The 24,168-nt window shown below is 41.5% G+C and carries 23 protein-coding genes; 7 read left to right on the top strand and 16 right to left on the bottom strand.

From position 1 onward, the window contains the following. Positions 1-11 precede the first annotated feature (11 nt). The 3 genes from MKY77_RS03840 to MKY77_RS03830 form a co-directional block, all read right to left on the bottom strand. Positions 12-851, bottom strand: a complete 840-nt coding sequence (locus tag MKY77_RS03840) for an MBL fold metallo-hydrolase (RefSeq protein WP_339148971.1) — start codon at positions 849-851, stop codon at positions 12-14. Positions 852-874: 23 nt separating this feature from the next. Further along, entirely contained in the window at positions 875-1,072 is a 198-nt protein-coding gene (locus MKY77_RS03835; RefSeq protein ID WP_339148970.1) for a hypothetical protein, read from the bottom strand. Positions 1,073-1,621: 549 nt separating this feature from the next. Beyond that, positions 1,622-2,509, bottom strand: a complete 888-nt coding sequence (locus tag MKY77_RS03830) for a diacylglycerol kinase family protein (RefSeq protein ID WP_339148969.1) — start codon at positions 2,507-2,509, stop codon at positions 1,622-1,624. A gap of 332 nt (positions 2,510-2,841) precedes the next feature. Between MKY77_RS03830 and MKY77_RS03825 the strand changes: the two genes are divergently transcribed. Genes MKY77_RS03825 through lgt form a run of 3 tightly spaced genes read left to right on the top strand, consistent with a single transcriptional unit; the run spans position 2,842 to position 6,067 of the window. Beyond that, positions 2,842-4,065, top strand: a complete 1,224-nt coding sequence (locus MKY77_RS03825; RefSeq protein ID WP_339148968.1) for a zinc-binding dehydrogenase — start codon at positions 2,842-2,844, stop codon at positions 4,063-4,065. A 38-nt stretch (positions 4,066-4,103) separates the two neighbouring features. Continuing rightward, positions 4,104-5,192 carry a class II aldolase/adducin family protein gene (locus MKY77_RS03820; RefSeq protein WP_339149946.1) on the top strand — a complete coding sequence of 363 codons (1,089 nt, stop codon included), beginning with the start codon at positions 4,104-4,106 and terminating at the stop codon, positions 5,190-5,192. Between the two features lie 50 nt (positions 5,193-5,242). Then, positions 5,243-6,067 carry a prolipoprotein diacylglyceryl transferase gene (gene lgt / locus MKY77_RS03815; protein WP_339148967.1) on the top strand — a complete coding sequence of 275 codons (825 nt, stop codon included), beginning with the start codon at positions 5,243-5,245 and terminating at the stop codon, positions 6,065-6,067. A 145-nt stretch (positions 6,068-6,212) separates the two neighbouring features. Here lgt and MKY77_RS03810 read toward each other — a convergent pair whose 3' ends face one another. Genes MKY77_RS03810 through MKY77_RS03795 form a run of 4 tightly spaced genes read right to left on the bottom strand, consistent with a single transcriptional unit; the run spans position 6,213 to position 10,736 of the window. Further along, positions 6,213-7,553 carry a (Fe-S)-binding protein gene (locus MKY77_RS03810; protein WP_339148966.1) on the bottom strand — a complete coding sequence of 447 codons (1,341 nt, stop codon included), beginning with the start codon at positions 7,551-7,553 and terminating at the stop codon, positions 6,213-6,215. Between the two features lies 1 nt (position 7,554). Beyond that, positions 7,555-8,964: an FAD-linked oxidase C-terminal domain-containing protein gene (locus MKY77_RS03805; protein WP_339148965.1), complete on the bottom strand. Its 1,410-nt coding sequence runs from the start codon at positions 8,962-8,964 to the stop codon at positions 7,555-7,557. Beyond that, complete coding sequence (locus MKY77_RS03800; protein WP_339148963.1) at positions 8,957-9,841, bottom strand: DUF6282 family protein; 885 nt, start codon at positions 9,839-9,841, stop codon at positions 8,957-8,959. Before MKY77_RS03800 ends, MKY77_RS03805 begins: the two co-directional genes overlap by 8 nt. After that, entirely contained in the window at positions 9,813-10,736 is a 924-nt protein-coding gene (locus MKY77_RS03795; RefSeq protein ID WP_339148962.1) for an alpha/beta fold hydrolase, read from the bottom strand. The genes MKY77_RS03800 and MKY77_RS03795 overlap by 29 nt, the downstream gene beginning before the upstream one ends. Before the next feature lie 165 nt (positions 10,737-10,901). Here MKY77_RS03795 and MKY77_RS03790 point away from each other — a divergent pair, with 165 nt between their 5' ends. From MKY77_RS03790 to MKY77_RS03780, 3 genes are all read left to right on the top strand, one after another. Further along, the gene (locus tag MKY77_RS03790; RefSeq protein ID WP_339148960.1) at positions 10,902-12,266 is read left to right on the top strand and encodes a sodium/glutamate symporter; all 1,365 of its coding nucleotides are present in this window, start codon (positions 10,902-10,904) and stop codon (positions 12,264-12,266) included. Between the two features lie 87 nt (positions 12,267-12,353). Next, positions 12,354-13,082, top strand: coding sequence for a FadR/GntR family transcriptional regulator (locus MKY77_RS03785; RefSeq protein ID WP_339148959.1), 729 nt, complete (start codon positions 12,354-12,356; stop codon positions 13,080-13,082). 342 nt (positions 13,083-13,424) lie between these two features. Next, complete coding sequence (locus MKY77_RS03780; RefSeq protein WP_339148957.1) at positions 13,425-13,865, top strand: hypothetical protein; 441 nt, start codon at positions 13,425-13,427, stop codon at positions 13,863-13,865. A gap of 69 nt (positions 13,866-13,934) precedes the next feature. On the opposite strand, the gene MKY77_RS03775 is transcribed toward MKY77_RS03780, so the two are convergent. The 5 genes from MKY77_RS03775 to MKY77_RS03755 all read right to left on the bottom strand — a co-directional run bounded on the left by MKY77_RS03775 (position 13,935) and on the right by MKY77_RS03755 (position 18,745). After that, positions 13,935-14,324 (bottom strand): ASCH domain-containing protein, encoded by a 390-nt coding sequence (locus MKY77_RS03775; RefSeq protein WP_339148955.1) that lies wholly within the window; start codon positions 14,322-14,324, stop codon positions 13,935-13,937. Positions 14,325-14,408: 84 nt separating this feature from the next. Next, entirely contained in the window at positions 14,409-15,098 is a 690-nt protein-coding gene (locus MKY77_RS03770; protein WP_339148954.1) for an aspartate/glutamate racemase family protein, read from the bottom strand. 89 nt (positions 15,099-15,187) lie between these two features. Beyond that, positions 15,188-15,685: a DinB family protein gene (locus MKY77_RS03765; RefSeq protein WP_339148952.1), complete on the bottom strand. Its 498-nt coding sequence runs from the start codon at positions 15,683-15,685 to the stop codon at positions 15,188-15,190. A gap of 415 nt (positions 15,686-16,100) precedes the next feature. After that, a complete protein-coding gene (locus MKY77_RS03760) occupies positions 16,101-17,558 on the bottom strand; it encodes an SLC13 family permease (protein WP_339148951.1) in 1,458 nt (485 codons plus the stop codon). Next, entirely contained in the window at positions 17,555-18,745 is a 1,191-nt protein-coding gene (locus MKY77_RS03755; protein WP_339148950.1) for a glycerate kinase, read from the bottom strand. The genes MKY77_RS03760 and MKY77_RS03755 overlap by 4 nt, the downstream gene beginning before the upstream one ends. 365 nt (positions 18,746-19,110) lie before the next feature. On the opposite strand from MKY77_RS03755, the gene MKY77_RS03750 reads away from it, so the two are divergent. Then, complete coding sequence (locus MKY77_RS03750; protein ID WP_339148948.1) at positions 19,111-20,460, top strand: mechanosensitive ion channel; 1,350 nt, start codon at positions 19,111-19,113, stop codon at positions 20,458-20,460. Positions 20,461-20,837: 377 nt separating this feature from the next. Here MKY77_RS03750 and MKY77_RS03745 read toward each other — a convergent pair whose 3' ends face one another. The 4 genes from MKY77_RS03745 to MKY77_RS03730 are packed head-to-tail and all read right to left on the bottom strand — an operon-like array spanning position 20,838 to position 24,167. Then, complete coding sequence (locus MKY77_RS03745) at positions 20,838-21,683, bottom strand: sugar phosphate isomerase/epimerase (protein ID WP_339148947.1); 846 nt, start codon at positions 21,681-21,683, stop codon at positions 20,838-20,840. Further along, positions 21,680-22,663, bottom strand: coding sequence for a DUF6005 family protein (locus MKY77_RS03740; RefSeq protein WP_339148946.1), 984 nt, complete (start codon positions 22,661-22,663; stop codon positions 21,680-21,682). The genes MKY77_RS03745 and MKY77_RS03740 overlap by 4 nt, the downstream gene beginning before the upstream one ends. Continuing rightward, complete coding sequence (gene asbD / locus MKY77_RS03735) at positions 22,660-22,935, bottom strand: petrobactin biosynthesis protein AsbD (RefSeq protein WP_339148945.1); 276 nt, start codon at positions 22,933-22,935, stop codon at positions 22,660-22,662. Before asbD ends, MKY77_RS03740 begins: the two co-directional genes overlap by 4 nt. Beyond that, the gene (locus MKY77_RS03730) at positions 22,932-24,167 is read right to left on the bottom strand and encodes an AMP-binding protein (protein WP_339148944.1); all 1,236 of its coding nucleotides are present in this window, start codon (positions 24,165-24,167) and stop codon (positions 22,932-22,934) included. Before MKY77_RS03730 ends, asbD begins: the two co-directional genes overlap by 4 nt. Between the last annotated feature and the right edge of the window lies 1 nt (position 24,168).

Genomic DNA, 24,168 nt, shown 5'->3' with positions numbered 1-24,168 from the left:
GATGTAGGTGTTTATACGTATTTTCCATAGTCCGGGATAGCTACTGCTTCAAAGTCTTCCACCAGTTTGGCTAGTCCGCTGGCCAGCTCCTCGCCTGCCATGGCCGTTCCATGTCCCGTCACGGCAACACGCGGCTTTAACGCTTCTAGCTTTTTCACCGATTCCCAAGCCGCTTTCCAGTCTGTCGTGAAATATCGTGGCGGTCCGCAGACTTCCTGTTGCTGCACAAGCACTTTATAGAGGGAGTCCTGCCTAACTGTGACAAAGGCATCCCCTGCAATCAGAGTGCGGTCCGTCTCTCGAAAAAGAGCCACATGACCCGGAGAGTGACCTGGCGTTTGAATCCAGCGCCAGCCTTCCATGCCCGGTACGGTCCCATCTGCAGGGAGTGCATGGACATGCCCGCTGAGATCGGTTGATTCGTTAGGAAAATAGGAGGACACTTTCGCAACGAGCCCCCCTTCTACACTCGGATCTGGCTCTGGATAATCGCTTTTGCCTGTCAGGTACGGAAGCTCCAGCTCATGTGCATACACCGGAACGTCCCAATGTCGCACTAGTTCCACCGATGCCCCCACATGATCAAAGTGACCATGCGTCAGAATGATCGCTTTCGGGCGGGCACCTTTGCCTACATGGTTCTCCACCATGGAAAGAAGCTCTCGCGCGGACTTCGGCATCCCTGTATCAATCAGTACCCAGCCCTCCGTATTTCCATAAAGGCAAACATTCACCACTTGATTGGTGTAATAATATAAATCCTCGGTGACCGCGTGTCCAGAATGCGCGGAAACCGAGGTTACCGGAATGAATTTATTGTCCTTGCTGTAGTTCATATCCTTATTATCCATATTTCAACACTCCTATTTTGCTCTTATCCAAGCATCAACCCTATTCTTCTAATGGATACTTTGGATAGTATTTGTTTAATGAGGGAAAATAACCACGTGTTTTTTGAGCAAAAGATATCGTAAACTTTTATAATTTGATCAAGTAATTTATCTGTTTCTTTTGATGTCCCTAGATTAAAAAAACGGGCAAAAATCATAAAGCCTGGAAGTTGCACAAACATTACATGACATCCAGGATGTTACTTTACATCTACCCCAAAATACTTGTTATTTCCCCTGCATTGTGGAGAAAGTTGTATCAGGATCAACAAGACAGGCCACTCTTTTGTTGAAAAAAACAGTAATATACTACAATCATTCCCAATAGTTAGGCGTGGGGATAAGTATTCCAGCTATATCAATATGATTTTTATGTATAATCGATAAATCTACTGTTCATATTATAAAAAAATCAGTATGTCAGGGGTGATGGGATGCTTAGGTTTTGTTGCATTACATTGGAAATGTTGCTTTTTCCTTTGCTACTCAGTTGATTGCTTTGGTTAAGGGTAAAAGAAAGCTAATTCTTCTTATGAGAGGAGTGTATCAGGCAAATGATCAAGTTGATAACAGGATTTTTTAGAACCATAATCGAGATGATTGTGGCATTAGTAGAATTTGATTATGAAGCAGCTTTGAAAGATATGGAAAAAAAGAATTAAACCCTAGAGAAAACCCCTATTCCATGAAGGGCCGGATATAGGGGTAAGTGATTCCTAGGTCTACTATTTCTAAAAAACATTTAAAGCAAGGGGAATAATTTTAATATGGGCGGGACATCTTCCAATTTGTTCTCCATCTCCATGAATCTTTAAGGGCATGGCGGAATGTATTTCGAGCTCTTTTCCTCTATACGTCTTAATTGAAGGAAAATCAATGTGCTTCCCTTTAAAAACTGATGGAAAAAGACGGAGAAACTCTAGCTTGGAGATTCCCTGAACAATACATATATCAAATACACCGTCATTATTCTTAGCATTGGGGCAGATGATAAGTCCACCACCGTAAAAGGGTAGATTGGCTACTGCTATCAGCCATACCTTCTTGAATGTGTGAAGTTCTTTATCGATCATAATAGATATATCCATCGGCCTATACTGAGTAAGCACTTTAATGGCACTCATAAGATAGGTAATATGACCAAGCCGAAATAAATTGAATAATTTTTTATATATCGAAGTATTGGCGACATGAGCCACCTCCCCGTCAAACCCTATTCCTGCCACTGTAACAAAATAGGTAGAGTTCACACATCCTATATCGATGTGTTTCGGTCTACCCTTTAATATTCGCTCTAAAGCCTTATCATATTTTGACGATATACCAAGACCTTTTGAAAAATCATTTCCAGAACCGGCAGGAATGATTCCAAAAGGCAAATCAGAACCGATTAACCCATTAATCACTTCATGGACAGTCCCATCACCCCCAACCGCCACAATGACTTTTACTTCTTCTTTCCTGATCAGTTCTCTCACCAATAAAGTAGCGTGTTTAGGCATCTGTGTAAAATATACACAGTACGCAATATCTCTTTCTACAAGCTTTTTCTCTATTTTGTTCCAAATTTTATAAGCTCTACCGTTACCTGATGCTTTATTGACAATAAAACAATACAAAAGTCTCACCTATTCAAGTTTTTTTACAAAATTATAGCCGAATTTCATCATGGTTATACTCTCTAAATCACATACTGCATCCGAATGGACATCCACCTATATGTACTGCATTCCAAATTTCGCATTGTTTGACGGACTCCACGTTTATTCCATTTATTCATATTGCAATCCCTCATAATAAAATTCACCTTCAACTAACGCTTATTATTTATGCGTAATCTACATTGTTTTTATATTTTTCTTCCATATTTATCTAAAATATGAATATTAAAGGAATGGATAGGTGAGATTATATAAAAATAAATAACATGGATGAAATTAGGTGATGTAGGATGAAAGCTTTGCAATTCGATTATAGAATGCCCCGTTATCTTATAACCAAATTGGTCGGTAGCTTTACTCCATCGGTATATTGGAATACTAAGCTATCCTGTTTACGGTTCCTTGAACAGTCCGAGCCGGAGCTTCCTAATGATGACTGGGTAAAAATAAAAGTCAAATACGGCGGCATTTGTGGCAGTGACCTTAATCTACTTTCTTTAAATGATAGTCCTGCCACTTCCCCCTATGTATCATTTCCTTTCACCATAGGTCATGAAATCGTTGGGCAAATTACAGAGGGAAGTTCACTAGGTACGGAATTCAAACCAGGAGATCGAGTTGTAGTTGATCCGATATTATCTTGTGTAGCAAGGGGGATCAAACAACCTTGTCCCTCCTGTCAAAAGGGCGATTACAGCTTGTGTGAGTTTAAAACAGAAGGAATCTTGTCACCAGGTTTATTGATAGGTGCATGTCGTGAGACTGGAGGTGGCTGGAGTTCCATATTAGTAGCTCACAAAAATCAGGTCTATAAACTCCCAAAAGAAATTGATGATTTGAACGGAGTCATGGTCGAGCCATTCAGCTGTGCTTTACACAGTGTACTTAGGAATACCCCTACAAAAGACGATACGGTATTGGTAATCGGGGGTGGAGTAATCGGGTTATGCGTAATTGCTGCTATAAGGGCATTGGATATTCCATGCAGAATTGTGGCACTTGTCAAGCATCCATTTCAAGCCGAACTAGCATCCCATTATGGTGCGACCGAGACAGTCCTGCTACGAAAACAAAAATATGTAGAGGATTTAAAGGATTCTCTTGGAGCGCAATTACTCAAGCCCCTTTTCGGACCGGAAGTGATTCAGGGGGGAGCGAACATGGTGTTCGAATGTGTGGGGAAGAAGCAGAGTATTAGTGATGCCCTTCGATTTACTCGAAATGGCGGAAAAGTGGTTCTACTGGGTTTGGCAGGTATCATTGATGGAATTGATTGGACGACTGTCTGGCTTAATGAATTGGATGTGAAAGGGAGCTTTGCTTATAGTACAGAGTTATACCAAGGGAAAAATGTCCGCACCTTCGAAATTGCCATTGATTTAATGCGTTCCAAAAAGGTGGATTTATCACCGCTTGTGACTCACCGATATCCTTTGGAAGAGTACCAGAATGCACTTGTCACAGCCTCAAATAAAAAAAGCCGTTCAGCAATAAAAGTCGTTTTTGAACCATAATAGCTCAATTCTACATAGGAGGAATGATTGAAATGAAAATGAAGAAATTCACCATATCCGGAAGCGAAAAAACTCCATTTCTAACATGGTATACAGAAGGGTTAAAGAAGAAATTCTCTTCAAAAGGATATCAGTTTTGTGAAGACTCAGATGATGGTATCGGGATAGTGTTTAATGTGATCAACCAGGAAAAACCGCGTCCTTATCGTAGGAAATCTCAGGCGACCTTTGTTGTATCCATTATGGAGATGGATAAAGAGATCGAGGATATATTTGAAGCAGCGTATCCATATCTTATACGCTCTTTAGCCAACCACTTAATATATATTGTCCACACCAAGGAAAACACAGATGTATATTTTATCACTCCTGAACAAGGCTTCTACAAAATAAGTTATAAGAGTGGAGATGATGAAGACTTTTTCCATCTGAATTATAGGAGGCTTGAACCTGTTGCCTCTGCACAATTGATCATTGACAACCTTTTTGCAGAGGATTTGGACTATCAATTATGGAAAGGGAACGAGATAACACAAAGAATGTATGCCTCGGGACAGAAACTAGATCAAATGAATTTGCTCCCGGCCCCGTTTCCACTTGAAAACTATTTATCCAAACGAGACATGCGACAGCTAAAAAAATTATATGGTATAGGCGGACTAAGCTATGGGAACCTCAGCAGCAGACACGATGATAAAACATTTTGGATGAGTGCGAGCGGAGTCAACAAGGCTGACATGCGAATAATCGGACAAGATATCTTATTTATAAAAGGGTTTAATCCGAATAAAAATGCAATGGAAGTGAGTGTTCCTCCAAAAATAACGCCAAAAAGGGCGTCGGTTGATGCCATTGAACATTGGATGATTTATAAAGAACACCCAAATGTAGGGGCGATTGTCCATATTCATGCATGGATGGATGGGATTGAAGCAACTGAGATTAACTACCCTTGTGGCACGATTCAATTGGCCGAAACCGTAGCTGACCTGGTAAGGAAAGCGGAAGACCCTTCGCGGGCAGTTATTGGGCTGAAAAATCATGGGCTGACCATTACTGGACGAAATTTGGAAGAGATATTCGAGCGTATTGATGGGCAGGTCGTTTCCCAGATTCCTATGGGATAAACATATTAAGTTTATCAACTTTTTTAATATCCAAAGAAAGGCATGAGAAAATGAATAATATTGGTGAACCGATCGACAGGGTTTTATTTAGTTTTGGTCCGATAAATGTGTATTGGTATGGAGTCATCATCACTGGAGGTATTTTCCTTGGTCTATGGTTAATCATAAGGGAGAGTGAACGCCGCAATCTTCCTAAAGATACTTTCCTTGACCTCGTTTTCTTTGCACTTCCAGTTTCCATCATCTTTGCACGCATATATTATGTCATTTTCCGATGGGAGTATTATTCACAGCATCCCAATGAAATAATCGCAATCTGGGAGGGCGGCTTGGCTATGCACGGGGTATTGACAGGTGCAGTCCTATCCATTTTCTTATTTGCAAGGTATAGAGGCATTTCCTTTTGGAAGCTTGCCGACATTCTTGCACCAAGCCTTATTCTGGGACAAGCAATAGGTAGATGGGGGAACTTTATTAATCAGGAAGCTCATGGTGGTCCCGTCACTAGAGCATTTCTTGAGAATCTATACTTACCTGATTTTATAATAAATCAGATGTACATTGATGGTACATATTATCATCCGACGTTTTTATACGAATCCATTTGGAATTTTTTAGGGTTTATCATCCTGATTTCCCTACGGCGAGCTAACTTAAGGAGGGGGGAGCTATTTTTAACTTATCTCACCTACTATTCTATAGGCCGCTTTTTTATAGAAGGTATGAGAACGGACAGCTTGATGCTCACAGAAAATCTGCGCATTGCCCAAGTCATGTCTTTAGTATTGATCCTTACTGCCATTATGATTTGTTGGTTCCGCCGAAAAAAGGGGTATGCAGAAGTGCGATACCTTGATAATAGCTTGTCTGAGTGAAATTAAATATCAAGAGTCTCAGGACGGAGCCAAGGTTGCAGCTGAATTCATCGGTGATGGGACAGAGAAGTAGAATATTACAGTTTGAAAAAAACGGTGACATGTAATAGAAAAATGAAAAGGAGCCATTGTAATCTTGGCTCCTTTAGTTATTTAGCTTCTTAGTATCTTCCGTATAAACACCGCACGCTCTTGCCAAAAGTTCTACTAAATGTATTGATTCCGGTTGCTTATTTTCAGAAAAAGTTTTAATTCCATGCGTCATTTGAATAAGACAGCCAGGATTAGAGGTGACGATAATATCAGGTTTTATTTGATTAACCTCTTCCATTTTGCCTCCAAGGATTTTCATTGATTCGGTAGGTTGTTCAATGTTATAAACTCCTCCCGAGGCACAGCATGAGTTCTTACTCGGTAATTCCACATAATGCAGGCCAGATATTTGTTTAATCAACTTCTCTGGATATGCACCTGCTTTTTGAACATTATTTAGATGACAAGATGGCTGATATGTTACTGTTTTATTTATATTTTCAGTGAAAGGCAGCTTATCTAGGGAGTGTAGAATTTCAGCTATATCTTTAATTTTAGCAGAGAAAATTCGAGCTTTTTCCTTCCAAGCAATATCAGTTTCTTCGTTTAGTAAATGCTCATATTCCTGGAGAATTGCACCACAGCCACCGGCGTTTGTTATAATTGCATCTACTTTGTATTGTTCAAATGCCAGTAAATTCTCCTTTGCTAATTGACGAGATTGTTTCATTTGCCCTTGATGAGCGTGAAGAGCGCCACAACAGGTTTGTTCGTCGGGTACATACACATCACAGCCTGATATCCTTAGAAGCTCCAATGTAAGATAATTGACGTGATAGAAAAGTGCGTCACTGATACAACCGAGGAACAAGGCAACTGTTTTACTTGCTTTCCCTGTTTTCGACTTATAGAGTTTTCCTCTTTTAATCTGATATTTCTTAGAGGGGACTTTTGGAAGGGCCTTTTCATAGCCTCCAACATTAGGGACAAGCTTTTCGGTAAGATTGGTGGACCTGACCACCTTTTGAATTCCACTTTGCTGATAAAAGTGATATAGATTACTAGAAATTTTCATTGCTGCCGGTCTCATAAAGAGCTGGTTTAACGCAAAATCCTTGTATCGGTTATTGGTTTTGGATTGAACTTCCATGTTATAAATGCTTTCTTTGGCATGCTCCAATATGGATCCATAAGGGACGTCTACAGGGCAAGCCACTTCACAAGCACGACATCCTAGGCAAAGATCGATGGGTTCCTTTAAATCTTCCAGTATATCAATTTTTCCTTCTGCTGCCATTTTCACTAAATTAATACGCCCTCTAGGAGATGCACTTTCCGTTTGCATGGACGCATATGTGGGACATGCCGGAAGACAATACCCACATTGTATACACTGATTTAGCTCATCATAGGCTTTCGAATGAAGCACTTTTGATGCTTCCGTACTATTCATACTACGTTAACACCACCTTAGTTTGCCCCTTCTGAGGAAACATTTTTCCAGGATTGAGAATATTGTTCGGATCCCATGCCTCTTTAATCTTTTTCATTAAATCAAGTGTTAACCCCAACTCATTTCTCATATAAGGAGCCTTTAAAATTCCGATGCCATGCTCACCTGATAGGGTTCCCCCAAGGTCGATTGCCGCCTGGAAGATCTCCCCTACCGCCAACTCGACTTTTTTCATTTCAGTAATATTTCTTTTATCAGTGATGATGTTCGGGTGCAGGTTACCGTCGCCTGCGTGACCGAAAACGACTAAGTTCAGTTCATATTTCTCCCGTATGAAATGAAGCTTTTCAATCATCTCCGGAATTTTACTTCTAGGAACCGTGGCATCTTCCGATATTTTTGTTGGTCCTAGCTGGGTGATGGCAGGAGATACCATTTTCCGAGCTTTCCATATATTAAGGCGATCCTCTTCCGTTTTTGCTACCCTTACCCTTGAGTTTGGAAAAGACCTGCATATGTCAGAGCACTTTTCTATTTCCTCTTCAACTGACGCCCTATGCCCGTCTACCTCAATAATGACGATAGCCTCCGAATCTAACGGTAGACCTGAAGGCTGGTAATGCTCGACTGCCTGTATACAATATTTATCCATAAGCTCCATGGCAGCCGGCAGGATTCCCGCTGACAATATGTTAGTTATGGCTACTCCTGAATCAACGACACTTTGAAAGGATGCGATCAATGTCATTTTGTAGGCAGGCTTCGGAATAAGGCGTAAGGTGATTTCCGTCACTACCCCAAGCAACCCTTCTGAGCCGACAATGAGCCTTGTCAGGTCAAACCCAGTAACATTTTTTACTGTTTTCCCACCAGTACGAACAATATCCCCGGTCGGGGTGACCATTTCCAACCCGATTACATATTCTTTCGTTGTACCATATTTCAATCCTTTGGGACCACTCGAATTTTCAAGAATGTTTCCCCCGATTGTTGAAACATGAGAACTGCTTGGATCAGGCGGATAGAACAGCCCTTCCAACTCGGCTTTTTCATGTATCTCCGAGGTAATCACGCTTGGTGTTACAATGGCAAGCATATTTTCTTTATCAATCTTCAAGGATTTAGGGTATTGGGCCATATCAAGAACAATACCGCCCATCGTGGGGAGCGGTCCGCCACTTAAAGAAGTAGCGGCTCCCCTTGGATAGACAGGTATGTGATAGGTGTTCGCAAGTAACAGAATTTTGCTTATTTCTTCTTTTGATTGTGGCTGAAGGACGATGTCAGCCAGATATTCTCCAAACGAGGCATCAAAGCTGTAGGAGTAAAGATCTTTCTTCTTCGTAAGAATTCTCGTTTCGTGAACGATATCTTTTAACTTATCCAGTACTTCATTTGATATTTTACTCATTATCTTCAACACCTAATAAGGAACGAGGATTGTCTTGCACCATCTTTATTATTTGCTCTTCGCTTATCCCATACCGTAAAAGTTCTTCCACAAATCGACTTAATCCATAAATTGGAGCTTCATGATGAACCTGGCCATAATCCGTTACAAGGATACAAGATTCATGTCCAATAATATCTATTGTTTTTGCCATTTCTTCAATAGTTAGATCATTAAAATCAGAACTGCAGGCTAATAGACACTTTTCAATCATACATCCTTGCGAGGCAAAATACTTTTGGTCTTCAAGCGGAATCCTCGATATTCCCATGTCTGCGTGCTGAATGACTATTTTTTTCACACCGGCTTCTAGCGCTGCTCCGACAATAATATGCTGCTCCCTTAAAGACAAATGACCGGTAGCTAAAACAGCTTCATATTCTTTAATAAGGCGGAATATATCCTCTATTTCATCGATTAATTGCCCGTCTTTCTCAACCTCAACAGTTGTTTCGGATAGTAGCGGATTCCCATTAAACAGCTTCGTTTTTTTCTGCTTAAAGTACTGTTGATGCTGCCCTGCAGAAAGTGTCGGAAACCAAACGACTTTACCGCCCATCTTTAATGCAGTATTTACAGCATATGGATTAAGCCCCCCAACATGCTGATTTAACACGATTCCTCCATACACTCGGACAGCAGGATCTTTTTCATTTAATAGAAAGGCCCGTTCTGCAGTGGAAGATTCATGACTTTTTAGGACCAAACCGCCCATCTTTGCCCGCTTGGCGTCTTCTATAAGTTCCCAATCCGTTTGTTTACGCTCAAAAATACTTGGAGAACTATGAACATGAAACTCGTATGCTCCTTCAAGCAATGGGTGAAATGGATTTTTCATATAAATCACCTTTTAAAGCTTCTTGAAAAAATTTGTCGAGTTGATTATTTAGGCGAATAAACTCAGGATGATCCCCAAACATAAAGTCGTTGTGCTTCCCTTCAATTCTGAAGAATACCTTAGGAGCATCCGATTTCTTAAAAAGAGAGACCGATTCAGCATATGGATGAAGAAGATTATCCTTTCCATGGCCTATAAATAAAGGGACTGGAGAAATATTCCCAACCACATCTTCTGCATTGGTTTCTAAAATGGAATCCGTGAATAACAACTGCGTTTCGTGGCCAAATCCATATACAGAAGCCAACTCGTTTTCAACGTAATCCCTTGTTGCAGGATCAAGTGGATAATGAATGAAAGTAGGGGCAGATTTTGACTTGCCGGTAGTTGCCCTTAATTTACGATCTTCTTTAAGGGTTTCTTCCATTTCTGCAAACTCTATATAGGAGTGTATAGACTTCAACCATCTTTCTCCATTATAGAATCCGTTTAACCCTGCAACAGCCTTTACTCGCTTGTCTTTTGCCGCAACATGAACTACGTTGCAAGCTCCCATTCCCCACCCTATAAGTCCGATTTGATTTTCATTTACATTTTCATTAGTGGAGATGTAACTGATTGCATGCTGGATATCGCGGACCTGTTCTTCTAAGAGTACTCTTCCTTTTTCTCCTTCACTGTCCGCAAAGCCGCGATAATCAAAACCAAAGCAAATATATCCTTTTTTTGTAAGTTTTTCAGCGAATAGCTTTGGATAAAACTCATTGAATCCCTGATAACCAGAATTAATGATAATAGCAGGATGTTCTTCCAACTCATTAAACTGATCCGGAAAATAGAAGCTACCTTTTAACTTTAAACCATCACTGTAAAACTCCACTTTTTTCTCTAACACTTTCATCACCTCTGAAAATTATTTTAACAAATGTAAACGCTTAACTTGTAATACAAGTATACTAGTTATTTTATTTTTTTCAATATATAATTGTAATTTTCTAAATTCGCTGTATACTTGTATTACAAATGGTAGCGCTTACTTAGTTTAAAAGGAGGATGAATAATGAACGATTTTTCAATTTGGTCATTAATGGTCGATATTAGTATTATCTCTGGATTACTTCTACTTGGAACTATCTTGAGGGCAAAAGTTCAGTGGATTCAAAGATTGTTTCTCCCTGCAAGTATGATTGCTGGTTTTATAGGGTTGGGGCTGGGTCCCAGTGGAATAAACTTGTTACCTTTTTCCACCCAATTCTCCACCTATCCGGGACTGCTCATTGCAGTCATCTTCGCTTCCATTCCTCTTGGAGCTGCAAAGGTGAACGTTAAAGAAATCATTCATAGGGTAAGGGAAATGTGGTCGTATTCCATGCTCCTTACACTATTGATGTGGGGTGGCGGAGCCCTGTTCGGCCTTATCGTTATTAATCAAATTTTTAAAGATTTACCAAGTGGATTCGGATTAATATTAGGAGCTGGTTTCCTAGGAGGACACGGTACAGCTGCTGCCATCGGAGAGGGATTCAGTAAATATGGCTGGGAAGAGGCAATGACGCTTGGGATGACATCTGCTACTGTCGGAATACTCGTAGCAGTCCTGGGTGGGTTATTTCTAATTAAAAAGAACACAGAACAAGGAAATACTAATTTCATCTCTAGTTTTAACGATCTTCCAAATGAACTAAAATCGGGCCTGACCCACCCGGATAAGCGTATCGGAATGGGAAAGGAAACTGTTTCCCCAAGCTCCATTGACCCATTGGTCCTACACCTGTCAATCGTTGCTTTCGTCGTTGGAATATCCTATTGGCTGACTAGTAAATTAGGATCACTATTAGGAATTGCTGTTCCTTTACTGAGCATCGCCTTCGTTATTGCTCTATTATTTCAAATGTCTATTAGAAAAATGAATGCTGATTCCTATGTGGACCATCGTGTAATGGAAAGAATAGGGGGAAGTGCAACAGATTATTTGGTTGCAATTGGTATTGCATCCATCAATATCACCGTTGTAATCGATTATGCTGTACCTTTGATCATGTTATTTGTCTTCGGAACGTTTTGGGCTTATCTAATATTTCGTTTTATCGGTCCAAATATCTTTAAGAATTTCTGGTTTGAAAAGTCATTATTCGGCTGGGGTTGGAGTACAGGAACGGTCGCAATGGGGTTAGCCCTTCTTCGCATTGTAGACCCGGAACTTAAAAGCAAAACGACAGACGACTATGCACTGGGATACATAGGGATGGTTCCGGTAGAAATTGTTATTATAACTTTTTCTCCTATCTTATTTTCCATTGGCTATCCTTGGGTAATGCCGATTCTCCTTCTTCTTATTGGAGCAGCTATCATCGCCATTCATAAACACTTTGGTTTATGGGGGCCCAGCCAAAATAATACCACCTATAACAAAAAAATAAGTTAAGCATTGAAAAATGCCCTTCCATGACTATTGGAATATCATGTTATACTATTAGGAAATGGAAGGGTTTTTAATAAAAGGAGAATCCGTATGATTGTAAGAAAACGAGTATCCCATCAAATTATGGACGAAATTAAGAACAGAATAAAATCGGGAGAATTTCCGGTCAATACCAAACTTCCATCAGAGAATGAATTAGCAAAAATGTTTAATGTGAGCAGGGTCCCTATCCGTGAAGCTCTAAGTGCCCTATCTTCCCACGGCATCATAGAATCTATCCATGGGGGGGGAAGTTGGGTCAGACCTTTGCCGCTCGAAAGGCTCCTCAATCAACCTTTAATCGAGGTCATTTCGTACACACAGATAATGGAGCTGTTGGAAACCAGAATTATTCTGGAAACAAAAGCCGCATCACTTGCTGCCGAAAGACACGATGATGAAGATCTGAACAAACTGTATCAAGCTCAGGAAATACTCTTTAAAGAATTGAATAATCCAGAAAAAATTAATGACCAAGCAGACTTCCTCTTCCATCAGTCCATTATTTATTCTACTAAAAATCAAGTGCTCATAACGTTGCAGGAGAACCTATCTGATACCTATTATCGTGCATTAAGAGCTTCTCTTACCATCAACACGAAAATTAAGGGAAAGAAAAAGCAAGTCTATGAAGAACACCAATCTATTCTGAAGGCCATTTCCCTTAGAGATGCAAAAAGTGCAGAAGCAGCAATGTATAACCATTTATCAAACAGTTTGGAAAAGCTAAAAGCTCGAAAAAATGAATTTATAGAGACAAATTTTAAAAATGAAGACTGACAGCAAGACCACTAAAAAGGATGGTCTTGCTTTTTATTTTTATAGTTTGGCAGGGGTACACTTGGCCGAAGTGTTTTGACAAGCACCATCCTCCTAAAATACCAAACACGATGCTACCTACGATTGCGTTTTCCTATCGAAAAGAAATACAAACGTTACAAAATAAAGCTTGATTCCTTGTTGAAAATGCAATGCAGTAACCTGAGTGTGCGCAGTGCAGCGCGTAAAGAGTGGGAAAAGGCGAGATTTTTAGTGATGTTAATTTATGGGATTTCATGGTAAAATGTATAAAGTGAAATGATAGTTTTCGTGGGCAATGTTAAAGACACAGGGGGATTCAGGATGAGAAGAATATGGCTTTTATTGTTTGGTATCGTAGTAGCAGTATTAAGTGGATGTAGTTACACAGCTACCTCAGTGAACTATTTAAATGTATCACAAGGGGATTTAAGCAAGGAGGTACAATCATATTTTCAAAGTGTAGAAGCGGATAATGGCGTTCATCTTTATTTTGATAAAGAGAATAACTCTATGTTTGTATACTTGAATTCCTCCAATGTTGTACAGGGTGAGAAAGCCGAAATCTTTACTGAATTCGATGTTGAGATCGAGAAGGATGTTTTAAACATAATATATAAGAGTGAAGAAACAACTGACCTCTCCGGTTCTTCATCGGAACATGGCCCCATTTATAGAGTAAACCTCAACAGAGAGTATGATACAGTTAAGCTATTTCATAACGGAAAGGAGTCGTCGTTTCGTTCGGTTTCGGGAGGCGAGTGATTACTAGCTGAGGAAGGGAGGGCACCTTTTTTTACAGACGGGTCATGGTGCCTGTCCTCCGACTTTTTATCAGGTGACTATTTCCACTAACTCAAAATGCTCTACTACGATGATTGTATGATCATTTAATTCAATACCCTCTTGTCGTAACGCTTCTTCCCAGCTAACGAGGTGGTCTTTGCGGAACTCCTCTACTGAAATTGCGTTTTCTGCTTTTGCAATTCTCTCGTCTACATCCCCGAAAGGAATTTCATAATTTTCCGTAATCAAAATCGTACACCTGTTTTTCCCCTGTTGATCATATACCGCTACGAGATCCCCTACTTCCGTAGGTGGTTCTTCTGGCGAATCATAATACCACACTTTCGGTGTACATGTTGCTGTTTTCTCTCCTCTTATGACTTCTAAAACCAATCTATCGTCCTGTTCATCTCTTCCCCATAACGTCATTTTTTTCATCTTTCCATCTCCTATTTATCATTAAACCAGTTCCGAAAGTTTTCATTAATATAGGTTTTATTTTTTAACACATAAAACTATTTTTCATTCTAATGACATATTCACCGCTTCAAAAGCATGGATGTAGGCCGTGTCAAATAGAGGAACATCTGAATCCTCCGGTTTTACCAATAATCCAATTTCTGTACAGCCTAAGATAATCCCATTGGCTCCAGATTCAATTAAGCCTTGGATTACTTTTTTATAGTAATCCCTAGATTTTTGTTGAATTTTACCCAAACATAACTCTTCATAAATGACTTTGTTTATTATCACTCTTTCTTCCTCATTTGGTACAATGACTTTTATTCCGTTCATCTCCAAACGTGATTTATAAAAGTCTTGCTCCATTGTGTACCTTGTGCCTAGTAATCCAACCGAATTAATTCCCTTCTCTTTAATTTGGGCTGCGGTTGCATCTGCGATATGCAATAGGGGAATAGTTATTTTCGATTGGATGTCATTTACAACTTTATGCATCGTATTCGTACAAATGACAATAAAGTCCGCTCCTCCCATTTCTAAAGAACTCGCTGCATCACCTAACACTTCACCAGCCTTTTCCCATGCGCCTTCTGATTGGTAACGTTCAATTTCTTGAAAATCGACACTGTATAATAGACATTTCGCCGAATGTAATCCCCCCATTCTTCTTTTAACCTCTTGATTGATAATCCGATAATACTCAACAGAAGATTCCCAACTCATTCCACCAATAAGACCAATAACCTTCATTTTATTCACCTCATTATCCTTATTCATTGTTTAAGATTACAGCCAATACAAAAAACCGGCGTAGGCCGGCTTTTTGCATCATGACGATATCAGCTCTTTTGAGCATTCATTGCTTCCCATTCTTCTTTACTAGGACCATAAACTCCAGGAACTTTCAAGTCTGCCTGTCTCATAAGGACAGTCAATTGACCACGATGATGTGCCTGATGTTGAATCAGCAGACGAAAAACAGCCTGAAGTGGCATGTCTCCACCAAATAAATTCACCATTTTATTCATCGTTTCATCTGTAATTTGTTCAGAAAATGCTTGTGTAAAGCGCTGACTTATTGTTTTGTAGGTCTCGCTGATTTCAGCAGCTGATTTTGGGGTCTCTTTTTGAAGATCAGGAACCTCAAATTTTATACCAACTTGAGCAGGAAAGTAGTAAGCGGATCCTGTAATATGCCAAGCAAGGCTTCCAACACTGTATAATCCTGGGGAAACTTCCTGATTCAACGATTCATCTGTCAGCACATCCAACAATTTTTGGGTAACAGCTGCTTCTTGTTTCCACTCATTTAGAAAATCATTTACTGAAGTAAACATTCCATTCCCTCCTTATATTAGGAAAACTCTTCCTTTTAAACAACCCTTCAAATAATTCTACCACGTTCTGCCAACCATCCGCTTCTCTCAAAACCTACAAAGCAAAAAATAATTTAGTTCAAGGGGACAGGAGCGCCGACCCAGTTTTTGTGAGGCTTGCTCCGGTTACTAGGTGAAAATTATTTTGATATAAAACGCGAAAATGGTTGAGGTTTGGCGAATGGATTTTGTGATTTATCCTGCGGTGCTAATTTTCAACTTAAACCAACATTTGTTTAAATTTTATTTTCCTACAATATCTCTAGATATGGCTAGAATGAGAAAATGCAGGTACCAATAAAGATTACCTGCATTTTCCTGATAAGTACATTGCTTACTTTACTAAACGGCTCGCTCTGCCTGTCCCCTGATTCCCTTACATCCCCGTCCACTGCCAGTAGGTAAAGTAAAACAGCATGACGACGGCAATATAGAGCGGCATGAGGATGCTGCTGGCTTTGAGAAGGTGCTTGGCTTCAAAGCTGGTTTTACCTTCTTCATAAAATAGGAGCAATGCTTTGGAGCTTACTGGAAAGGTGACGCAGTAGTTTATGCCGATCAGACTGATAAATACCATTGCGACCGGGTCGATACCGACTGTTTGGCTGAACAAGATGATGCCAGGTATAATGACGACGGCACGGGTGGTATGGGATGTGATATATAGGTGACTGGTGACCGAAACGATCAGGACGGCCAGAACCAGTAACCACTCCGGCGCCGATTCAAAGACACCGAGAAAGGATAGCATATGCTCTTGTGCCCAGTTGACAACTCCCGTACCCACCAAGGCTTTTCCCAGCGCAGTAGCTGCTGCAACGAATAATATTAGATTCCACGACACTGACTGTATACCTTCCTTCCAGCTGATGACTCCATACGTTGGCATCATGAAAAAGAAAGCCCCTACCATGGTAATGAATGCTATATCAAAGGGATGCACACTTTCTGTGACCCAACCGATAATCAATAATAGGACGTATAGGATCGTCTGCTTTTCTTTTTTGCCAAATGGTGGCTGTTCGGCTTGTAACTGTGAGCTTCTATCTGCGTCAAACCCTACTTTTGGATCCATCTCCTCCTCTTTTGGCCACATCTTCCATTTTATGACGTAAAGAGAGAGCGCTGAAATGGCAATGGCAAAAGGCATTCCCCAAATAAACCATTGAATGAAGGAGATTCCTTCTCCCACTGTGCTTTCCAAGAGGCTGACTCCGATTATGTGGGAGCCCGCGCCGATCAATGTTGCCGATGTACTCATTAATATAATGACTGGTACTAGGAGTGATAAGAGGCTTTGCTCTTTGACTGACAGCCGCTCCCCGAATTTTCCAATAAAAGGCTTTGCCAAGGCTGCCCTTCCTGATGTGGAAGGGATAAAGAAGGCCGTGAGCATCAAGATGGTGCTCACCCCGTCCAATGCCGAAGACACATTTGATGACCTTTGAAGGACAAATGACGAGAGCCTGTCAGCAAGACCCGATTTTCTGAATGCTTCCCCAATGATAAATGCGCCGATCATGAGCCAGACCACTTCTTCCGATAGCGAGTGGTAAAGCACCTCTGACGGTTGTGCACGCATCACAATCATGAAGAAGATAAGTCCTATTGCCACATATCCCGCAGGAAGAGATGTTAAGATCCATAAAGCCATGGCGGAAAGGAAGGAAAATAATGCGACTTTCCCTTGATAACTCAATGCTCCTCCTGTCGCCATTATTAGTATGAAAAAGAATAAGTGGAGGCTCGATAAGACTTTTATTTTCCTATCCATTTGTAAGAAATAATTGATGATCCAGTTTTTTTTATCATGTTTTTCGGTACGAGTACTCATACCAAGTCACGTTCCTTTTGATAATAACTTTGTTTTTGGGCGATGGTTACCCCAACAAAAATCTGTCTTAACACCATTTCTGTACTTTCCGCAATCCATTTTGGCGCTTTTTTTATTGCATGCTCCAAGGACGTCGGTTTTGGGATGATGCTTATGTAGGCATCGATGCCAATTAGACAGTTGCGTTTAGCGCCTTTTCCAATCGTCCCTGTCAGCGCGATGACCGGGATGTTGTATTTTTTTGCGATACGTGCCACCTCTGCTGGTATTTTGCCGTTCGGCGTCTGGAAATCTAAGCTTCCTTCCGCTGTTAAGATAACATCTGCCGTAGAAATCGCTTTTTCCATATCGATATATTGCATGATGACTTCAAATCTAGGATGGAGTGTTGCTCCTGCAAACGCAACAAGGCCGGCACCCAATCCGCCAGATGCCCCTCCGCCTGGGATGGTCCGGACATCGTGACCTTTTGTACGATCAATAAGGGATGCAAAATGTTCCAGTGCATATGCAAGCTCTTCCACCTGTTGAGTCGACGCTCCCTTTTGCGGGCCGAAAACCCTTGCCACACCTTTTTCACCGCACAAAATGTTAGTCCAATTGCATGCAACATCCATTGTAATGTCCTGGAGGCGTGGGTCTATCTCGCTGATATCAAGCTTAGCGACCTTTGGCAAATCCTTCGCTCCTTGAATGTTTAACAACATGTCTTGGTTATCATAAAACTTAACCCCTAGTGCTTGCGCCATACCTGCTCCACCATCAGATGTACCGGAATCTCCACAACCAATTAATAGATTGGTAGCACCTTGATTAATAGCTTCTATAATTAGCTCCCCGACACCTTGTGTGCTAGTAAGAAGCGGGTTTCTCTGCATGGACGGTACCAGGCTTAATCCTGCAACGGCAGCCATTTCGATTACAGCGTACACATTCCCGTTTTCTCTGTACATGCCAAAATGACTTTTAATCGTTTGTCCGACTGGTCCTGTCGCATCATGATAGACGATTTCTCCACCCTTCAAATCAGCAATTCGTTTTGCAAACCCTTCCCCACCATCAATCATCGGGATGACTTCCATATCTATCGAGGCATCAAAGGCTTTCGCACCTCTCTCCATAGCCGATGCAACCTCACAAGCATCCAAACATTCTTTAAATCCTGATGGAATGACAACTAACTTCATCGTAATGTTCCTCCTTTAATGTTGATGATTATCAATCTACCTCCCAAAAGAGAATAGAAAATTAATAAAACATTAAAAAAACATTAAAATGGGACGCATCTCACACAAACAAAAAATAGTATAAAAAGACCTCAAACCCACCTTCTGAGGATTAGACTTAAGGGACAGGCACGCCCGACCCGCCAAAACTATTGATTCTGGTATCTTCATTGTGCAAGTATTCTATTTTAGAATAGATTTCAACAAAATAGTTTAAAATACTACAAAAGAGGCTATTACAATCATAAATGTAAAAGCAACAGGAAAACTTATAGAAAAATAGTTTTCCTGTTGCTTTTACATACAACAAAGAAGGAGTGAGTTTATTGAATGATGCGAACTATAGTTTTCAGAATGCACTAAATTCTTTAATCGAAGCTATACCTAATGTTATTGTGGCCCTACTATTGCTACTATTGGCATGGATTGTTGCAACGGTCGTTAAGGCTATCGTCGTAAAGTTGTTTGTAAAGGTCGGTTTGACCAAAGCAATGGCTAAATCGAGAATGGTCAAGAGTGAGGCACAAGGAAAAAGCGTCCTCCATTCCATTGGGAAAGTGATTTACTTCCTAGTGTTCATCCTCTTCCTGCCAAGTATTCTGGATGCACTGAACATGAGAAGTGTATCTCAGCCAATCACTGATATGGTACAGAAGTTCCTAGCTTTTCTGCCAAATTTATTTGCAGCAGCTATACTCCTGATTATCGGTTACTTTATTGCTCGACTGGTTCGAGACCTTATCCATAATCTTCTATTAAGCCTCAATATTGATCATTGGTTTGATCGATTAGGAGGAACGAGCAATACTGCAAGAGGTACTGCAGCTTCACCTAATACAAACGAAGCCCAAATCAATAAAGGTACATTGGCAAAAATCATCTCCAATATCCTTTTTGCTGTCATTCTTATTCCGATTGTGACAGTTGCCTTGGAAACACTGAATATCCGTACGATCTCTGAGCCGATCGTGTCTGTGTTAACTACCATCTTAAATATGATTCCTAATATTTTCGTTGCAATTATTTTAGTGCTGGCTGGTTACTACCTGGCAAAATTTGCAGCACAGCTCCTCACAGGGCTATTGCGCCGTACAGGCATTAACAACATCTACCAATCCATGGGGCTTGAACAATCTCAAGCGCCAAGATTTGACCTTGTAAATATCATTGGACAAACGGTGAAGATCTTAATCATTCTATTCTTCACAGTGGAAGCACTGAATGTATTGAACCTTGACGTATTGAATAATATCGGGAATGCGATTATTCTTTATCTGCCAATGGTGATCAGTGCGCTAATTATTCTCGGACTTGCTTTATTTGGAGGCAACCTGCTGCAGAAAGTGTTGAAAAAATACACAAACAGCTCCTTTGCAGCAGCACTTGTGAAGTATATCATCATCGTGTTCGCGGTATTCATGGCTTTAGACCAATTAGGATTTGCTAAAACCATTGTGAACATCGGCTTCTTGCTGGTCCTTGGTGCGTTATCCATAGCGTTTGCCATTTCATTTGGTATCGGAGGCAGAGATTTCGCCAAACGAAACCTGGAGCGTTTTGAGAAGAAAATGGAGAAAGACCAAAACACGCCAAATACTCAAATGCCGAACACACCAAATACACCTAACACACCGAATAAGTTTGATAACAATGACTTTAACGGACCTAAAATTTAATAACGGAAAATGGACGCCAGGTGATGGACCTGGCGACTTTCTTTTCCTCGAATACAAAGCTTCCAGCCCCGCCTCGAGGATTCAGATAGGTTATATCCATATCAAACAACATAAAAATGCAGGTGATGTTAGTAATCACCTGCATTTCAGCTTGTAGAAAGAATTAATTTATTTTCAGGATGTACAATTCCCATGTTGATCGTAGTGAAAGGCGCGCAGACTCCCGCTAGAGGAAGGGACAGGGAAGCGAAGCGCCTGGAACGAAGATCAACAAGTAAATGCAAATATAAAGATTATTAGGGTTTGTCAACAGTCTGAAATGCAGGTGAAGTTAGTCATCAACAGCATTTTACTTTTTTTCCAGACCTAGCCGTTAGCTAAGTGCTCGCTGTAAAACTGGTCAAGGCATCTGCCCCCACAACTCTTCTCACTTCCCTACTATCCCTAGCAAGGACATCCTTCACATTCCCCCCGAACCACTCCAGTGATGCTTCGATCTCCATCATCTCGGCAGCTTCTTTCAGAAACAGGCGGTAGTCCACCGTACCTTCGAATAGGGAGACCATTCCTTCCCTGATTCCGGCTGCAGCATAGACATTGGTAGGGGCAAAGACGTCAAGCTGGGTGCGTGATTCGATATTTTTTAAATGGAAATGGGACACATATGGCCGCAGTTGCTTGAGCGCATAGAGTGGATCCACCCCTGATTCCCATATATGAAGGACATCGAAGTTGACCCGGAGTGCCGGATGATCTGTTTCCTCGATAAGCTGAAGTGTGGAGGATGGATTGTCTGTCAGGGTATTCGGATGTGTCTCAACAAGAAGCTGCATCCCTTCTGCTTCCGCCATTTTGCAGAGCATCTTCATGCGGGAAACTAATTCGATTCGCTCTAATCTGCTGATATCCGCGCTGCCCTTGTTCCCGGCAAACGTCCGTATTTTATCCGTTCCCCAGCGATGTGCCAGTGCGCATAACACATTCATCTCTTCTATTAGAACAGGGAGAGGTGCATCCAGTGGCAAGTAGTCACTCAGCATGCTCGCTTCCAGACCATATGAACTCAGCCACTCACTTCCATAATGGATATCCTCCGCCAAGTTTTTGGCATGGGCGCCCCATAGTTCAATGCCTTGAAACCCGTTTGTTTGGGCAAAATGGGCAATCTGGTCCATCGACTGTAGGTGGTGCCGGAATGAAATGGTGCAGAGAGAAAGTTTCATAGAATTGCCTCCTTCATGTGTTGGGATTGCTCCTGTTTTACCCAGGCCTCAAAGCTTTCCTGTAAACCTCTCTTAATCTTGAATTCCAAGAGATCTTGTTCTTCAAGCTTTGCAGAAATCTCGTCTTTTAAAAGCATGTTTCCGGTCATGGCAAGCTTCATGGCCCGATATTGGATTGCCGTATAGCCTTTCACAAGCCTTTCGATATCATCGCACCAAGCTTCAAAGCTTTCCTCGTCATACTGAAGTGCTTTCCAGAAATAAGCAAAGGCATGTTCATAGGCGTATTTTCGGATGGCGAGAACGGGCAGCTCCCGTAAAGCCAGTGTCAGTCCTGAATGGGGAAACCTGTCATCTCCGGCAGTGTGCAGGTCGATTATCTTACGGAGCGCCTCTGTCATCGGGTTACTGCCATGCTTGATGCATGTGTTGAAATACGCTTCCACCGTTTCTGAGGATGGCACGATGAGGCTCGATGCATCAAAGAAATAACCACCCTTTGCAGATGGGTCCTCGATGGCAGTGAGGATACGATCTTTTGAAAGCACCCCTTCCCAGCGAAAGTCCGGATCATACATCATCCACTCTTCATCGTTCTCTGTCATTTCGAGCATTACATAATGAGGAAATGGGCTTTGATGGAATTTATTCTCCCGTTCCGGCAGCTTGGACAAGTCCAGCATGACCATTACATATTGATCAGCCTGCTTATTTTTGAGCAGTCTCAGCATTTCCTCTATGTTTTCCTGTTTGCTTTTATGTTCGTCATACCATTTATGTAGCTTGATGCCATACAGCATTTCATACCATTGGTGGAAAAAATCATGGTCGATCCGCTGGGAGTGATAGGTCAGGACGCCATTTTCCAACACATCAAAATCAGCATCCCATACCCCAAAATAATAGGGCCTGTGATCGGCACCATCCTTCTTTTTTACGGCCTCGCACACACAGCTTACAAAGCAATGGACTTTGATCATAGGATTCCCTCCTTTGATACCGGCTTTTGCTGTTGTATAAGAAAATCGGCCAAGCTTCCCACTGTCCGGAAGTCTTTTGACACAAGCATTTCATCCGGAATCTCAAAACCAAGGTCCACTTCCAAATGAAGGATCATTTGCAGGATCATGATGGAATCCATATACAAATCTTCATTTAAACGGGCATCTTCATGAAAAGCCTCCATGGCAGGCAGCTTTAAATGGTGCTGCATAATTTCATGTAAGACCTGCACTAATTCTTGCCTTGTCATGCCAACACCCCTTCACCAAGCATTTTTCGGCTGATCTTGCCGTTTGGCAGCTTCTCGATTGCTTCCACCTCGATGAATTCCATCGGTACTTGATAGGGAGCGAGATAATCCCTGCACCATTCCCGTAACTCCTGCTCCTCTATTGGAGCGGAGCAGACATACTGTGCACATACTCTTTCCCCTGAAAGCGGATGGACCTTTTTATACACAACCGCCTCTTGGATCCTTGGCTCTGCCATCAAAACGTCCTCCACTTCCTGCGGGTAGACGTTCAAGCCAGCCACATTGATGGTGTCATCCATCCTTGCCAGAAAGGACAATATTCCGTTTTCCAGATAACCAAGGTCTTTTGTATGGATGGTTTTCTCCTTGTCATGAATGATGATTTCACCAGGAGCATCCACGGTTCCGGCCTCCACCTTCAGATGTGGAAGGGCATAGCCCATGTCACACGAGTCGCTCACATCCGGCTGTATAGCCACACATCCAGCTTCCGAGCAGCCGTATTGTTGAGACACGCGATTGGAAACGTTCTTTAATGCCGCAAGCCATGCTGAAGGCATGAGGGTGCCTGATGTCATCACCGCATCAAACCGTTGATCATCACGGACCAGGCTCGATAAGATATACAAGAGTGCAGGTGCTCCATAGAGAATATGCTTAGGATGTTCCTTCAGCTTTTTAAGCACATATTTTGGATTCATATTTGTCAGAATGACCGGTTCCGCCCCGCGCCTCATGCAGGCAAACACCCCGCAGATCAAGCCATAGGAATGGGTGACCGGGCAGGCAACGATGGACGTGGTATCCTGATCAAGCGACAATACAGATACATAGCTTTCAAGCTCGGTCTCAATTGAATCCCATGTACGTTCGATGCATTTAGGAGACCCGGTCGTACCAGAGCTCATTTGCACCAGTACGCCTTCCCTTTCGTTTTGTTGATCTGCCAGGTGGAGGGGGGAGTCGATATTTTCAAAAAACAAGAAATGGCTTCCTGCCGACTTCGCCATCCGGATCGCCCCTTCCTTTGGTACGGAAGGATGGATCGGCACGATGGATCCCCCTTTTTTGCGCACAAATAAACAAAGTGCAAGCCATTGAAAGACATCCGGCATGCAAACTGCCAATCTTCTATTCCGGCAATCTTTTAAATATGGAATTTTTTCAAACTCTCTATATTGCCTTTCCAAATCATCCAGTGTGTAATACTGATCATTTACAAAAAACATC

Source organism: Sutcliffiella sp. FSL R7-0096 (assembly GCF_038595065.1).
Classification (GTDB): Bacteria; Bacillota; Bacilli; order Bacillales; family Bacillaceae_I; genus Sutcliffiella_A.
The sequence above is the reverse complement of the archived record's forward strand: the minus strand, read 5'-3'. Positions and strand labels throughout refer to the sequence as shown.